The sequence below is a fragment of the Amycolatopsis sp. WQ 127309 genome (genome assembly GCF_023023025.1).
GTDB lineage: Bacteria > Actinomycetota > Actinomycetes > Mycobacteriales > Pseudonocardiaceae > Amycolatopsis.
Map to the genome: position 1 here is coordinate 5097302 of NZ_CP095481.1, position 14375 is coordinate 5111676.

The 14375-nt window shown below is 73.0% G+C and carries 14 protein-coding genes; 10 read left to right on the forward strand and 4 right to left on the reverse strand.

The window, feature by feature from the left end:
- The first annotated feature begins 42 nt into the window (after positions 1–42).
- The 6 genes from MUY22_RS24055 to MUY22_RS24080 all read left to right on the forward strand — a co-directional run bounded on the left by MUY22_RS24055 (position 43) and on the right by MUY22_RS24080 (position 6170).
- The gene (locus MUY22_RS24055; RefSeq protein WP_247062762.1) at positions 43–2220 is read left to right on the forward strand and encodes a bifunctional SulP family inorganic anion transporter/carbonic anhydrase; all 2178 of its coding nucleotides are present in this window, start codon (positions 43–45) and stop codon (positions 2218–2220) included.
- 64 nt (positions 2221–2284) lie between these two features.
- Complete coding sequence (gene bioD / locus MUY22_RS24060) at positions 2285–3010, forward strand: dethiobiotin synthase (protein WP_247062763.1); 726 nt, start codon at positions 2285–2287, stop codon at positions 3008–3010.
- A gap of 79 nt (positions 3011–3089) precedes the next feature.
- Positions 3090–4103 (forward strand): biotin synthase BioB, encoded by a 1014-nt coding sequence (bioB, locus tag MUY22_RS24065; RefSeq protein WP_326955073.1) that lies wholly within the window; start codon positions 3090–3092, stop codon positions 4101–4103.
- Positions 4090–4299 carry a hypothetical protein gene (locus tag MUY22_RS24070; RefSeq protein ID WP_247062769.1) on the forward strand — a complete coding sequence of 70 codons (210 nt, stop codon included), beginning with the start codon at positions 4090–4092 and terminating at the stop codon, positions 4297–4299. Before bioB ends, MUY22_RS24070 begins: the two co-directional genes overlap by 14 nt.
- 193 nt (positions 4300–4492) lie before the next feature.
- Complete coding sequence (locus MUY22_RS24075) at positions 4493–5089, forward strand: DUF2567 domain-containing protein (RefSeq protein WP_247062771.1); 597 nt, start codon at positions 4493–4495, stop codon at positions 5087–5089.
- A gap of 46 nt (positions 5090–5135) precedes the next feature.
- Positions 5136–6170: a M48 family metallopeptidase gene (locus MUY22_RS24080; protein ID WP_247062773.1), complete on the forward strand. Its 1035-nt coding sequence runs from the start codon at positions 5136–5138 to the stop codon at positions 6168–6170.
- A gap of 6 nt (positions 6171–6176) precedes the next feature.
- Here the strand turns inward: MUY22_RS24080 and MUY22_RS24085 are convergent, their stop codons facing one another.
- On the reverse strand, positions 6177–6893 hold the full coding sequence (locus tag MUY22_RS24085; protein WP_247062774.1) for an LON peptidase substrate-binding domain-containing protein: 717 nt from the start codon (positions 6891–6893) through the stop codon (positions 6177–6179).
- A gap of 41 nt (positions 6894–6934) precedes the next feature.
- Positions 6935–7567, reverse strand: a complete 633-nt coding sequence (locus MUY22_RS24090) for an NUDIX domain-containing protein (RefSeq protein WP_247062775.1) — start codon at positions 7565–7567, stop codon at positions 6935–6937.
- A gap of 111 nt (positions 7568–7678) precedes the next feature.
- Between MUY22_RS24090 and nadA the strand changes: the two genes are divergently transcribed.
- The 4 genes from nadA to MUY22_RS24110 all read left to right on the forward strand — a co-directional run bounded on the left by nadA (position 7679) and on the right by MUY22_RS24110 (position 12467).
- Positions 7679–8692 (forward strand): quinolinate synthase NadA, encoded by a 1014-nt coding sequence (nadA, locus tag MUY22_RS24095; RefSeq protein WP_247062776.1) that lies wholly within the window; start codon positions 7679–7681, stop codon positions 8690–8692.
- Entirely contained in the window at positions 8689–10332 is a 1644-nt protein-coding gene (locus tag MUY22_RS24100; RefSeq protein WP_247062777.1) for an L-aspartate oxidase, read from the forward strand. Before nadA ends, MUY22_RS24100 begins: the two co-directional genes overlap by 4 nt.
- A complete protein-coding gene (gene nadC, locus MUY22_RS24105) occupies positions 10329–11222 on the forward strand; it encodes a carboxylating nicotinate-nucleotide diphosphorylase (protein ID WP_247062778.1) in 894 nt (297 codons plus the stop codon). The genes MUY22_RS24100 and nadC overlap by 4 nt, the downstream gene beginning before the upstream one ends.
- Positions 11223–11300: 78 nt before the next feature.
- The gene (locus MUY22_RS24110) at positions 11301–12467 is read left to right on the forward strand and encodes a S8 family serine peptidase (RefSeq protein WP_371827638.1); all 1167 of its coding nucleotides are present in this window, start codon (positions 11301–11303) and stop codon (positions 12465–12467) included.
- Positions 12468–12666: 199 nt separating this feature from the next.
- On the opposite strand, the gene MUY22_RS24115 is transcribed toward MUY22_RS24110, so the two are convergent.
- Both MUY22_RS24115 and MUY22_RS24120 read right to left on the reverse strand, forming a co-directional pair.
- Positions 12667–13032 carry a hypothetical protein gene (locus MUY22_RS24115; RefSeq protein WP_247062780.1) on the reverse strand — a complete coding sequence of 122 codons (366 nt, stop codon included), beginning with the start codon at positions 13030–13032 and terminating at the stop codon, positions 12667–12669.
- Positions 13029–14375, reverse strand: coding sequence for an alpha/beta hydrolase (locus MUY22_RS24120; protein ID WP_247062787.1), 1347 nt, complete (start codon positions 14373–14375; stop codon positions 13029–13031). Before MUY22_RS24120 ends, MUY22_RS24115 begins: the two co-directional genes overlap by 4 nt.

Consider the following 14375-nt stretch of genomic DNA (forward strand, 5'->3'; position numbering starts at 1 on the left):
TCGAGTGGTGCATAGCGGACATTTCACACGATTTCCGGTTGCATGGCGATCATGAGACCCCTCGCCGTGCTCCGCCACGACCTGCCGGCCTCCCTGGTCGTTTTCCTCGTCGCCGTCCCGCTTTCGCTCGGCATCGCGCTCGCCTCGGGCGCGCCGGTCGCCGCCGGCCTGATCGCCGCCGTCGTCGGCGGGGTCGTCGCCGGTGCCCTCGGCGGCTCCGCGCTCCAGGTGAGCGGGCCCGCCGCCGGCCTGACCGTGATCATGGCCGAAACCATCAGCACCTTCGGCTGGGCCGTCACGTGCCTGATCACGGTCGCCGCCGGTGCCCTCCAGATCCTGCTCGGGCTGAGCCGCATCGCGCGCGCCGCGCTGGCCATCTCGCCGGCCATCGTGCACGGCATGCTGGCCGGCATCGGCGTCACGATCGTGCTCGGCCAGCTGCACGTCATCCTCGGCGGCAAGGCCCAGAGCTCGGCCGTGGAGAACGTCGCCGAGCTGCCCGGCCAGATCGTCGCCCACCACGACTCCGCCACCGTGATCGGCCTGCTCACCATCGCGATCCTGCTGATCTGGCCGCGGCTGCCGAAGGCCGTCCAGCGGGTTCCCGGGCCGCTGGCGGCGATCGCGCTCGCCACCGTGGCGTCGGTCGCCGCCGGGATGACGCTGCCGCGCGTCGAACTGCCCGGTGACCTGCTGAACGTCCACCTGGTCCCGCAGCTGCCCGACGGCGGCTGGGGCGGGTTCGCGCTCGCCGTCGTCACCATCGCCCTGATCGCCAGCGTGGAGAGCCTGCTCTCGGCGGTCGCCGTCGACCGCATGCACACCGGCCCGCGCGCCAACCTCGACCGCGAGCTGGTCGGCCAAGGCGCGGCCAACATGGTGTCCGGCGCGCTGGGCGGGCTCCCGGTCACCGGCGTCATCGTCCGCAGCTCCACCAACGTCGCCGCCGGGGCGAAGACCCGCGTGTCGGCGGTCCTGCACGGCGTCTGGGTGCTGGTGTTCGTCGTCCTGCTCGCCGGCCTGATCCAGAACATCCCGCTCGCCGCGCTGGCCGGGCTGCTGGTGCACGTCGGCGCGAAGCTGGTCAACCCCGGCCACATGAAGACCGCGCTCAGGCACGGCGATCTGCCCGTCTACCTGCTCACCCTCGCCGGCGTGGTGGTGTTCGACCTGCTCACCGGCGTGCTCGCCGGGATCGGGCTGGCGCTGGTGCTCATGCTGCGCCGCACCGTCTGGTCCGGGATCCACGTCGAGAGTGACGGCGACCGCCACCGCGTCGTCGTCGAAGGCGTCCTGACGTTCCTGTCCGTGCCGCGGCTGTCGAAGGTGCTCGGCGCCATCCCGGCCGGGGTGCCGGTGCGGCTGGAACTGGTCGTCGACTACCTGGACCACGCGGCCTTCGAAAGCCTCACCACCTGGCAGCAGGCGCACGAACGCGCCGGCGGCACGGTGGACGTCGACGAGGTCGGCCACCCCTGGTTCGGCGAGGGCAAGGCCGGCCGGCCGACGCGGTCGCGGTTCGCCGCGAGCCGGGCCGTCCCGCGGTGGCTCGCGCCGTGGTCCGACTGGCAGGCCGTGGAGTCCGTCGACATCCCGGCCCAGCAGACCCGCCGCGGCGCCACGGAGTTCCACCGCCGGGCCGCGCCGCTGCTGCGGGACACCCTGTCCGGGCTGGCCGACGGGCAGAAACCGCGGACGCTGTTCATCACCTGCGGCGACTCGCGGATCGTGCCGAACCTGATCACCACCAGCGGACCCGGCGACCTGTTCACCATCCGCAACATCGGCAACCTGGTCCCGCCGGGGCAGGCCGACCCGTCGATGAACGCGTCGATCGAGTACGCGGTGGGCGTGCTCGGCGTCGAGGAGATCGTCGTCTGCGGGCACTCCGGCTGCGGGGCGATGGCCGCGCTCGCCGACGGCCCGCCGCCGGGGCCGCTGGAGACGTGGCTGCGCTACGCCGTGCCCAGCGCCCGCCGGTCCGGCCCGGTCACCGTCGACGGCGCCCGCCCGGCTCGCGAAGGCGACCGGCTGGCCCTGCTCAACGTGCTCCAGCAGCTCGACCACCTCCGGGAGTACCCGCAGGTCGCGGCGGCCGAAGCGGCCGGGAAGCTGCAGCTGACCGGGATGTACTTCGACGTCGGCGCCGCCCAGGTGCACCTGCTGGAGGGTGACGCGCGCTCGTTCCGCCTCGCCGGGGCGGTGGTGCCGGAGGCCTGACGCGGGCCGCGGCCGCACCGCCCGGGCTGCGCGGCCCGGGCGGGGGTCACTAAGTTGATGGTCCGTGACGATGCTGGTGATGACGGGGACCGGGACCGGGGTCGGCAAGACGATCTCCACGGCGGCGATCGCGGCGCTGGCGGTGGCCGGCGGGCAGCGGGTGGCGGTGCTGAAACCGGCGCAGACCGGGGTCGGCCCCGACGAGCCCGGTGACCTCGCCGACGTCGTCCGCCTGGCCGGGGCCGAGGTGACCACGCGCGAGCTGCGCCGCTACCCCGACCCGTTGTCGCCCGAGGCCGCCGCCCGCCGCAGCGGCCTGCCGACGCTCGACCCGGGCGAGATCGCGCGGGCGGCGTCCGACCTCGACACCGACCACGACCTGACGCTGATCGAGGGCGCGGGCGGCCTGCTGGTGCGGTTCGACGCCGCCGGGTCGAGCCTCGCCGACGTCGCCTGGTCGCTCGGTTCGCTGGTGATCATCGTGGCCGAGGCCGGGCTGGGCACGCTCAACGCGACCGCGCTGACCGCCGAGGTCGCCACGAAGCGCGGGCTGACCGTCGCCGGGGTGATCATCGGCTCCTGGCCGGCCGAACCGGACCTCGCGGCGCTGTCCAACCTCGAAGACCTGCCGGTGGCGGCCGGGGCGCCGCTGCTGGGCGTGCTGCCCGCGGGCATCGGCACCGCGTCGCCCGAGGAGTTCCTGGCGGCGGCGCGGGCCGGGCTCTCGCCGTGGTTCGGCGGCGAGTTCGACCCCGAGCTGTTCACCGGACGGGCGTCCGCCCAGAAGTGACCTGCGTCGCTGTCGCCTCGACCGCGCTTCGTGCACGATGAGAGACGCTTTCCGCTCCACCACGACCAAGGAGACGCCCGTGACCGCAGTCCCGGACACCGATGTCCTCGCCTACGCGCGCGAGCAGGTCCTCGAAAACGGCGTCGGCCTGGGTGAGGCCGAGGTCCTCGAGCTGCTGCGGCTGCCGGACGACCGGCTCCCCGACCTGCTGGCCCTGGCGCACGAGGTGCGGATGCGCTGGTGCGGCCCCGAGGTCGAGGTCGAGGGCATCATCAGCCTGAAGACCGGCGGCTGCCCCGAGGACTGCCACTTCTGCTCGCAGTCCGGCCGCTTCCCGACGCCGGTGCGCTCGGCGTGGCTCGACATCCCGAACCTCGTCAAGGCCGCCCGGCAGACCGCCGAGACCGGCGCGACGGAGTTCTGCATCGTCGCCGCCGTCCGCGGGCCCGACAAGCGGCTGCTTTCGCAGGTCCGCGAGGGCGTGAAGGCGATCCGCGAAGACGGCAACGACATCCAGATCGCCTGCTCGCTGGGCATGCTCACGCAGGAGCAGGTCGACGAGCTCGTCGAGATGGGCGTCCACCGCTACAACCACAACCTCGAGACGGCGCGGTCGCACTTCCCGTCCGTCGTCACGTCGCACACCTGGGAAGAGCGCGCGGACACGCTCCGGATGGTCGCCGCGGCGGGCATGGAGGTCTGCTGCGGCGGGATCATCGGCATGGGGGAGACGATCGAGCAGCGCGCGGAGTTCGCCGTGCAGCTGGCCGAGCTGAGCCCGCACGAGGTGCCGATGAACTTCCTCATCCCGCAGCCCGGGACGCCGTACGAGCACTACGAGATCGTCGAGGGCAAGGACGCACTGCGCACGGTCGCGGCGTTCCGCCTGGCGATGCCGCGCACGATGCTGCGCTTCGCCGGCGGCCGTGAGCTGACGCTCGGTGACCTCGGCGCCGAGCAGGGCATGCTGGGCGGCATCAACGCGATCATCGTCGGCAACTACCTGACGAACCTGGGCCGCCCGGCCAGCGCGGACCTGGAGATGCTGGACGAGCTCAAGATGCCCATCAAGGCCCTCAGTGACAGCCTCTGAGGCCGTCGCCGCTTTTTGCGTCCACTGTGGACAGGAGTCGCCGGGTGGCGCGGACCACCCGGCGTGCCACAACCCGCGCACGGCGCTGGAGCCCCCGCGGTTCTGCACGTACTGCGCGCGGCGGCTGGTGGTCCAGGTGAGCCCGCTGGGCTGGACGGCGCGCTGCAGCCGCCACGGCGACACGGCCAGCGGCTGACGTCTGCTTCCCCGGAGTGCCGTGAAGGCCTCCTTCCCGGCTCTTATAGCCGGGAAGGAGGCCTTCACGGCTTTTGCGGCCGGCCTCCGGAGCCGGGCCGGCGGGTGAGTGCCGCCGACACGGTCGGCGGCTGACGTCCCTTGCACACCGACCGGTTACGCTCGGTCGACACGTGTTGCAGGAGGGAGTCCGGGTGAGTGAGTCGTCGGGCCCCGCGCACCGGCCGTCGGCCGTGCCGGGACCGTGGTCCGTGCCTGTGCTGTTCCGGGAGCGGCAGCCGCGGGTCGTCGTCAAGGCCGACCTGCTGCCCGCCGTGAGCGTGCTCGGCACCCTCAGCGTCCTGAGCTTCCCGCTCGCCTTCCTGTGGTCGCGGATCGCGCCGCCCGAGCGCGTCCGGATCATCGCCGCCGACGGCACCCAGGGCGCCCTCGAACTCGAGAGCTGGCACCGCTTCGACGACCTCGCGATCTTCGGCTTCCTGACGCTGGGCCTGGGGATCGTCGTCGGTGTCGTCGCGTGGCTGATGCGCGAGCGCCGCGGGCCGGTCGTCTTCCTCGCCGCCGTGCTCGGGGTCGCGCTCGCGAGCGCGCTGGCCATGCTGCTCGGCGTCGGCTGGGCCAACAGCCACTACACGATCGGCAGCGCGCCCGCGCTCGGTTCGGTGATCGAGCTGGCGCCGCGCCTGGAGTCGTGGTGGGTGCTGATCACCGGCCCGTTCGGTGTGGCCCTGGCCTACAGCCTGCTCACGACCTGGAACGGCCGGGACGACCTCGGCCGCCGGCTCGGCTGAGCGTTCCCTAGGCTGGCCCCCTCGAAAACCACAGGGGGTTCCAGCAGTGACCGAGGACATCGAGGTATCGCGGCACAACGCCGTCCGCTTTCCCGGCATCAGCCCGCGCGCCTACGAGCACCCCGTGGACCGCGGCGCGCTCGCCACGCTGCGCGCGGTGCCGGGGTTCGCGCAGGTCGTGAAGGCCGTTTCGGGGTTCTACAACGAACGCGGCGAGCGGCTGATGGCGCTCGCGTCGTCGGTCCGCGTCGGGCCGAAGCAGTACCCGGAGCTGGAGAAGCTCCGCCACGAGTGCGCCGAGACGCTCGACCTGCCCGCGGTGCCGAACGTGTTCGTCTACCAGGACCCGCGGGTCCAGGCGTCGGCCGTCGGCATGGACGAGCCGTTCATCCGGCTCAGCACCGGGCTCGTCGAGCTGATGAGCCCGGACGCGCTGCGGTTCGTGCTCGGCCACGAGATGGGGCACGTGCTCTCCGGGCACACCGTGTACCGCACGATCATGGTGCGGCTGATCAGCCTGCAGCTGTCGATGTCGTGGACGCCGGTCAGCGCGCTCGGCATCCGCGCGATCATCGCGGCGCTGCGCGAGTGGTACCGCAAGGCCGAGCTGTCCTGCGACCGCGCGGGCCTGCTCTGCAGCCAGGATCCGACGGCCGCGCTGCGCGCCCAGATCCAGGTCGCCGGCGGTATCGACCCGGCCCGCATCGACATCCCGTCGTTCCTGCAGCAGGCGACCGAGTACGAGTCGGTCGACGACATCCGCGACAGCTTCCTCAAGCTCCGCTACGTCGAGACGGAGTCGCACCCGTTCGCCGTGGTCCGCGCGGCGCAGCTGCAGAAGTGGGCGGCGTCGGCGGAGTACCGCGCCGTCCTGGCCGGTGACTACCCGCGCCGCGACGACGACAGCCCGACGGCCGACTGGAAGGACGACCTGAAGTCGGCCGCGAAGTCGTACAAGGACTCGTGGAGCGCGTCCGCCGACCCGCTGACGAAGGTGTTCAGCGACGTCGGCGAGACGGTGTCCGGCGCCGCGGGCAAGGTCTGGAACAAGTTCGGCACCGGGTCCGCGGGCGAGTCCTGACGCGCCTCAGTTCAGGCTGGCCGGGCGGCTCAGATCGGTGAGCTCGCCCGGCGGCAGGGGCACCGCGCCGAGCGTGTTAAGGAAGCCGGTTTCGCGCGTCAGCAAGCGGCAGGCGATGCGCAGCCGGCGCAGCGGGTGACGTTCCTCCAGCAGCCGCTGGCGGTCTTCGAGCGGCAGCAGGCAGTCCGCGGCCAGCAGGTAGGCGAGGTCTTCGAGGGCGGCGTCGGCTTCCGGTTCGACCCAGTCGTCGCTGCGCCACGCCGTTTCGCAGTAGCGCTGGTGCGCGGTGCGCGCGACGGCGGCCAGGCGCTCGGCGACGCCGCCGCTGGGCGCCACCGGCTCGTCGTCGACCCACTCCACCGAGGCGATCAGGTACGGCGCGGACGTGCAGTCGAGCTCCCGCAGGCGGAAGCGGCGCTGGGCCAGCGTCACGACGTCGAATCGGCCGTCCGGCAGGCGTTTCGCCTCGCGCAGCACCGTGCTGCAGCCGATGTCGTACAGCTGGTCCAGACCACGCACCTCGCGGGTCAGCGACGAGCGCAGCGCGACCACGCCGAACTCGCGCCCCGGCACGGTGCCGCTCACCAGGTCCGCCGTCAGCTGCCGGTACCGCGGTTCGAAGATGTGCAGCGGGAGGCGGGTGCCGGGCAGCAGCACGGTCTGGAGCGGGAACAACGGCAGGATCGTCGTCGTCGCGTCACTTTCCGATTCCGGCTCGGTCACGCGTCCCACGGTAAGGGGAGAACGCCTCCGCCGCAGGATGGTCACCGGTTCGGCGGCTTGAACACGGCGAACGGATCGGTGATCTGCATGCCTTTGCCCGCGAAGGAGAAGAGCGCCGCGGGACGTCCGCCGGCGCGTCCCGGTGGCGCGGTGTGGCCGGTCGGGACCAGCAGTCCACGCCGGGACAGCACGCGCTGGAGGTTCGTCGCGGACACCTTGTAGCCCAGCGCGGCCGAGTACAGCCCGCGCAGCGCCGACACCGTGAACTCCTCGGGCGCGAGGGCGAACCCGAGGTTCGTATAACAGAGCTTCGAGCGCAGCCGGTCGCGGGCGCGCAGCACGATCGACTCGTGGTCGAACGCCGTGCGCGGCAGCTTCGCGACGTCGTGCCACTCGGTGTCCTCGGGCACCTCGGGGTCGACGTCGGAGGGGACCAGGGCGAGGAACGCGGTCGCCACCACGCGCGGGCCGGGGACGCGGTCCGGGGCGCTGAACACCGCGAGCTGCTCGACGTGCTTGAGCTGGCGCACGTCGACCTTCTCCTTCAGCTGGCGCCGGACGGACGTCTCGACGTCCTCGTCCGGCCGCAGCCGGCCGCCCGGCAGCGACCAGCGGCCGAGGTGCGGGTCGAGCGCGCGCCGCCACAGCAGGACCCGCAGTGTGTCCGAGCGCACTTGCAGTACCGCTCCCAAAACCTCGTGGGCCAGGGGGGTCTGGGTGTTAAGATGACTTCGCACGGTTTTCGATTATAAGGCGAAAACCGGAGAAAGGTCCAGGAGGGCCAGATGACCACCACGTTGGTTCCGGAAGGTCTCACGCCGTTCGGCGGCGTCGAGGCGAACGCGGCTTGGGCGGAGGAGGTGCGGCGCCTGGCGAAGCAGCGCGACGCGGTGCTGCTCGCGCACAACTACCAGCTCCCGGAGATCCAGGACATCGCCGACCACACCGGCGACTCGCTCGCGCTCAGCCGCATCGCGGCGAGCAGCGATGCGTCCACCATCGTCTTCTGCGGCGTGCACTTCATGGCCGAGACCGCGAAGATCCTGGCCCCGGAGAAGACCGTCCTGATCCCCGACGCGCGGGCCGGCTGCTCGCTCGCCGACTCGATCACCGGCGCCGAGCTGCGGGCCTGGAAGGCCGAGCACCCGGGCGCCGTCGTCGTCTCCTACGTCAACACCACGGCCGAGGTGAAGGCCGAAACGGACATTTGCTGCACGTCTTCGAACGCGGTCGACGTCGTCGCGTCCATCCCCGCTGACCAGGAGGTTCTCTTCCTGCCGGACCAGTTCCTCGGCGCGCACGTCAAGCGCGTCACCGGCCGGGACAACATCCACATCTGGGCCGGGGAGTGCCACGTCCACGCCGGGATCAACGGCGCGGAGCTGGCCGAGCGCGCGGCCGAGGACCCGGCGGCGGACCTGTTCATCCACCCCGAGTGCGGCTGCGCGACGTCGGCGCTCTACCTGGCCGGCGAGGGCGCGGTGGCGCCGGAGCGGGTCAAGATCCTCTCGACGGGCGACATGGTCCACGAGGCCCGCGACACCAAGGCCAAGACCGTGCTGGTGGCCACCGAGATCGGCATGATCCACCAGTTGCGCAAGGCTGCGCCGGACATCGACTTCCGCGCGGTGAACGACCGCGCGTCCTGCCGGTACATGAAGATGATCACCCCGGCGGCGCTGCTGCGGTGCCTGCGCGACGGCCTCGACGAGGTCCACGTCGACCTTGAAACGGCGTCCCGGGCGCGCGCTTCGGTGCAGCGGATGATCGAGATCGGGCAGCCCGGCGGCGCCGAATGAGCACGCCGGTTAATGACCCACAGGCGAAAACCCCGGTCTGGGAAGCGCGCGCCGACCTGGTCGTGATCGGCAGCGGCGTCGCCGGGCTGACCGCGGCGCTGCGGGCCCAGGCGCTCGGGCTGCACGTCCTGGTGATCACCAAGGCGGCGGTCGCGGACGGCAACACGCGCTGGGCCCAGGGCGGCGTCGCCGTGGTCCTGGAGAACGAGCACGACCTCGACGACTCCGTGGAGAAGCACGCGGAGGACACCTTCACCGCGGGCGCCGGGCTGGTCGACGAGGTCGCCGCCCGCTCGATCCTCGACGGCGGCCCGGCCGCGATCGCCCGGCTCCGCGCGGACGGCGCGACGTTCGACTCGTCCGGAGACGGCTTGCTGGCGCGGACCCGCGAGGGCGGGCACAGCGCGTTCCGCGTGATCCACGCGGGCGGCGACGCCACCGGCGCCGAGGTCGAGCGCGCGCTGGTCGCGCAGGCCGGCCAGGCGCGGGTGCCGGTGCTGGAGCACCACATCGCCATCGACGCCCTGCGCACGCCGGGCGGCCGGGTCGCCGGGGTCACGGTGCTGGACCGCAACGGCGTGCCCGGGGTCGTCCGGGCGCCGGCCGTCCTGCTGGCCAGCGGCGGGGTCGGGCAGCTCTACCAGGCGACGTCGAACCCGGAGATCGCCACCGGCGACGGCCTCGCGCTCGCGCTGCGGGCCGGGGCGACGGTGGCCGACATCGAGTTCGTCCAGTTCCACCCGACGGTGCTCTACACGCCGGGCGCGCGCGGCCGCTGTCCGCTGGTCACCGAGGCGGTGCGCGGCGAGGGGGCGACCCTGGTCGACGGCGCCGGCGAGTCCGTGATGCACGGCGTGCACCCGCTCGGCGACCTCGCCCCGCGCGACGTCGTCTCGGCGGCGATCACCCGGCGGATGCTGACGGCGCCGGGCGGCGTCGACGACCACGTGTTCCTCGACGCCACCGGGATCGCCGGGTTCGCCCAGCGGTTCCCGACGGTGTTCGCCGCGTGCGCGGTGCTGGGGCTCGACCCGGCCCGCGACCCGATCCCGGTGACCCCGGCGGCGCACTTCTCGTGCGGCGGCGTGGTGACCACTGTGGACGGTCGCTCGTCGGTGCCCGGTCTGTACGCCGCCGGCGAGGTGGCGCGGACCGGCCTGCACGGCGCGAACCGGCTGGCGTCCAACAGTTTGCTCGAAGGCCTGGTCGTCGGGCAGCGCGTCGCGGAGGCCGTTTCGGCGGACCTCGCGGCCGGGCTGCTGGCCGATCCGTCGCGGGGGCGGCTGCCGTCGTGGACGACCGCGCCGACGGCCGAGCGCGACGCGCTGCAGCGCGTGATGAGCCGGTACGCGGCGATCGGCCGGGACGCCGACGGCCTGGCGGCCGCCGGATCCGTGCTCGACCTGTCTACTCAGGACAGTCCCTTGTGGACGCACGCGGCCGTCGAAGACGCGGCGCTGACCGTGGTCGCGCAGGCGTTGCTCACCGCGGCCGACCGGCGCACCGAGTCGCGCGGCTGCCACGTGCGGACCGACTTCCCCGCGCCGGCCGAGACCTGGCGGCGCAGCCAGCACATCCGGCTCAGCCTCTCCGGTCAGCCGGTGCTGGCCGACCCGATCCCCTTGGAGGGCGTGGCATGACTTTCCCGATCTCCGAACCGGTCCTGCGCCTGATCGCCGCGTCCGGCCTCGACGTCGAGGACGTGACGCGGGTGGTCGCGACGGCGCTGGGCGAGGACCTGCGGTACGGGCCGGACGCGACAACCGCGTCGACGGTGCCCGAGGACGCGATCGCCGTCGCCGAGCTGACTCCGCGCGTCGACGGCGTGGTGGCCGGGCTGCCGGTTGCGCTGGCCGTGTTCGACATGGTGCTGGGCGACGGGTACGAAGTGCTTGCCGGGCGCGAGGACGGCGACCGGCTGGTCGCGGGGGAGCCCGCGCTGGTGCTGCGCGGCCCGGTCCGCGGGCTGCTCACGGCCGAGCGCACGGCGCTGAACCTGCTCTGCCACCTCTCCGGCGTCGCCACCGCGACCGCCGCCTGGGTGTCCGAAGTGGACGGTACCGGCGCCGCGATCCGGGACTCCCGCAAGACGTTGCCGGGGCTGCGGCTGCTGCAGAAGTACGCCGTCCGCTGCGGTGGCGGGGTCAACCACCGGCTGGGGCTGGGTGACGCGGTGCTGATCAAGGACAACCACGTCGTCGCGGCCGGTTCGGTCACCGCCGCGCTGGAAGCGGCCCGGGCGCACGCGCCGGAGCTGCCGTGCGAGGTCGAGGTCGACTCGCTTGCGCAGCTGGAAGAAGCGCTGGCGGCCGCGGCGGACGAGGTGCTGCTGGACAACTTCACGCCGGAGGAGTGCGCCCAGGCGGTCGCGCGCCGCGACGACGTCTCCCCGAAAACGCGGCTGGAATCCTCTGGTGGCCTCACCCTCGACCGTGGTAAGGCCTACGCCGAGTCCGGTGTGGACTACCTGTCGGTGGGTGGTCTGACCCACTCGTCACCCGCGTTGGATCTCGGCATGGACCTTCGCTGAACGGTGTTTCCCCGTTAGACTGCCGGTGGCGGAAGTTCCTTTCCGCCACCGGTTTCAGTCTGGGTTCGGAGGGTCGGGGTGCGGTTTCCGGCGGTGCTCGCGGTGGCGGGCCTGGTGCTGACCGGTGCGCCCACACTCGCCTTCGCAGCGCCTGAGGCGCAGTGCGCCAACCCGTCCGGCACGTACACCGGCGGCGTCCCGTGGGGGCAGCGGCTGGTCGACCCGGCGCGGCTCTGGCCGCTGACGCGCGGTGCGGGCCAGCTGGTCGCCGTCATCGGCACCGGCGTCGACGGGCAGAACTCCCAGTTCGCGCCCGGCCAGCTCGAAGGCGGCGGCGGCACCGAGGCGTCCGACTGCGACGGCCGCGGCACGATCGCGGCCGGGATCGTCGGCGCCCAGCCGGATCCGTCGACGACGTTCGCCGGGGTCGCGCCCGGTGTGCACCTGCTGCCGATCCGCTACACGCAGGCGAACGGCTCGTCCAACGACGGCGGTGACCCGGGTGCGCTGGCCGGCGCGATCGACACGGCGGTCGACCGGCACGCGGGCGTCATCCTCGTGGCCGTCCCCGCGGCGTTCGACAGCCCGGCGCTGTCCGGCGCGGTCGCGCGGGCGCGTTCTCAGGGCGCGGTGGTCGTCTCGGCGGCGACGGCGACCCAGCAGGGCGCGCGGACGTACCCGACGGCGACGTCCGGGGCGCTGGGCGTCGGCTCGGTGAACCAGGCGGGCGAGCCGGTGCAGACCGAGGCGGGCGACTACGTCGGCGTCGCCGCGCCGGGCGCGGAGCTGGTCAGCACGTCGGCCGGCGCGGGCGGTGCGGTCGCGCACCGCTGGCCGGTGACGGATCCGGGCCTCGCGGCGGCGTACGTCGCCGGCGTCGCGGCGCTGGTCCGCGCGTACCACCCGGACCTGACCGGCGACCAGGTCGTCACCCGGCTGACGTTGACCGCGCACCGCCCGCCTTCCGGGGCACACGACCCGCGGCTGGGCTGGGGAGTCCTGGACGCCTACGCCGCCGTCTCCTCGACCCTCCCCGCCGACGTCGCGCCGCCCGGCTCGGCCGTCGCCCCGGCCCCCGGCCCGGCGGTGGTCCCGGCCGCGGCCCCGGCCCGCCCGGCCTCGAACGTCGCCGCGGGCACGATCGCCCTGGCGGGGGTCGCCTTCGCGGCCGCGGCGGGAGTCACGGTGGCCGCGGTCCGCCGGGCCCGCCGCCGGGGCTGGCGCCCCTCCCGCTTCACCCCGTAACCGACCCTCCAGGTACGCGAGTTACGCGTTCAATCACGCGAGATACGTCTCTGATCACGCGAGTCACGCGTACCGGAACGGCGAACTCGCGTACCTGGATGGTCGACTCGCGTGCCTGGAGGGTCGGTTCACGGTACGGAGGTCGGAACTCGCGTGATCCGGGACGGGATTCGCGTGATTGGAGGCGGAACTCGCGTGGTTACGCGGGGACCGGGCGGGTCGAGCCGATGATGGCTACCGCGTGGCTTGACCGGGCGACGTGGATCGTGAAGTCGGCGCCTTCGCGGCTGAACCTCGCGATGAGTTCGCGGGGGGTGCTGCGGTCGTGGGCCTGCCAGCCGTGCTGCTCCAGGGAAGGCAGGATCTCTTCGGTGAGGCGGCGTTCCGGCTCGCCCGGGTGCTCCAGGCGGACGCCGTACTGCCAGCACAGCAGGTTGCCCGGCCGGGTCGGGTCGCAGTCCAGCTCGCTGTTGACCGTGGGGTCCGCGGGCGAGCCGAAGACGGCCGCGACGCTGTCGATCACGCCCGTCAGCTCGCCGGCCAGGCGGTCCAGTTCGACGCTCATCGCAGCACACCTCCGTCGTTGAGGAACTCGACGCCGTTCTCCACGATGCCATGCGGGTCGAAGGTGCCGTCGGCGGTGGTCGGGCCGCCGGTGATGACGCGGTAGATGTTCGTCCACGACTCCGAACCCGGCTTGAGCACGTCGCTGTGCGACGACAGGCCCCACATCTCGTTGCCGGCCGCGTCGCGCCCGGTCTCCAGGTCGGTGACGCCGGGGAAGGTGTCCGGGTCGGCGCCGTGGCCGATGCCGGTCCACTCGAGGCCCCACGCGTTGCCCTGGGCGATCTGGATCGGGTCGAGCGGCGCGGTCATCGAGAACCGCTGCACGCCCGCCTGGCTCGCCGGCAGGTCGGCCGGCGACCAGACGCCGTGGCCCATGCCCGCCGACTCGACGTGCAGGACGCGGTCGACGTCGAGGCCCTGCGTCTCGGCCAGCCCGACCGTCGCGCCGCCGTAGCTGTGCCCGATCGCGGTGAGCGTGACGTCGGAACCGGCGTGGCTCGCGATCTCGCCGCGCAGGTCGTCGGTGAAGTGCTTGAGGTCCGGCGCCATCGTCTGGGCGTAGCTCGCGTCCGGCCCCTGCACCACCGGGTTCTGCGGGAAGACGCCGTCGGCCCAGACGACCATCGCGGTGCGCCCGGTCGGGTCTGCGGCCACCAGGCTGCGCCCGAGGCCGGCGTAGGCGTCGAAGTTGGACATCTGCGTGTTGACGCCGGGCACGAACAGCCCGACGTTGCGCGTCCCCAGCTCGATGTGCCCGACGAGCTCGGCGATCCGGCCGTTGCCCGACGGGTCGAACTTCAGGATCTGCCGGTTGTTCGCGAGGATGTCCTCGTACAGCTTGATCCGGGCCTGGGACGCCTTGATGTCGTCGGCGTCGGTCAACGAAGCGAGCCGCGAGCGCTCGGCGGTCAGCGCGTCGGTGACCTTCGTGCGGTTGGCCGCGATCGCCTGGCCCCACGCGCCGGTGTCGGCCGCGCCGCCGATCCCGGCGGGATTTCCGGCCGCCGGCAAGGGATCTTCGGGCATCAAGGCCCGGTACATCGCGGCGACCTGGGCGTCGGCCCGCCGGTACCCGGCCGCCGACTCGGTCAGTCCACTTTGGAGCTTCTTGGCGAGCGTGACGTCGCCGGAGAGCTTCGAGCCCAGCTCCGTCATCGTCTTCTCGAACGTCTTGGCCGCGGCCTTGGACGCGTTGACCTGCCCGAAGGCCGTGGCCGGCACCTTCTCACCCGCGACGGCGGACTGCGCCGAAGACAGCGCTTCCGCCCGCGTGCCGTACTCTCCCGCCGCCGTGTCGAGGCGAGCGGGGGCGACCCGGTAACCCGTGGCTGATCCCGTCAC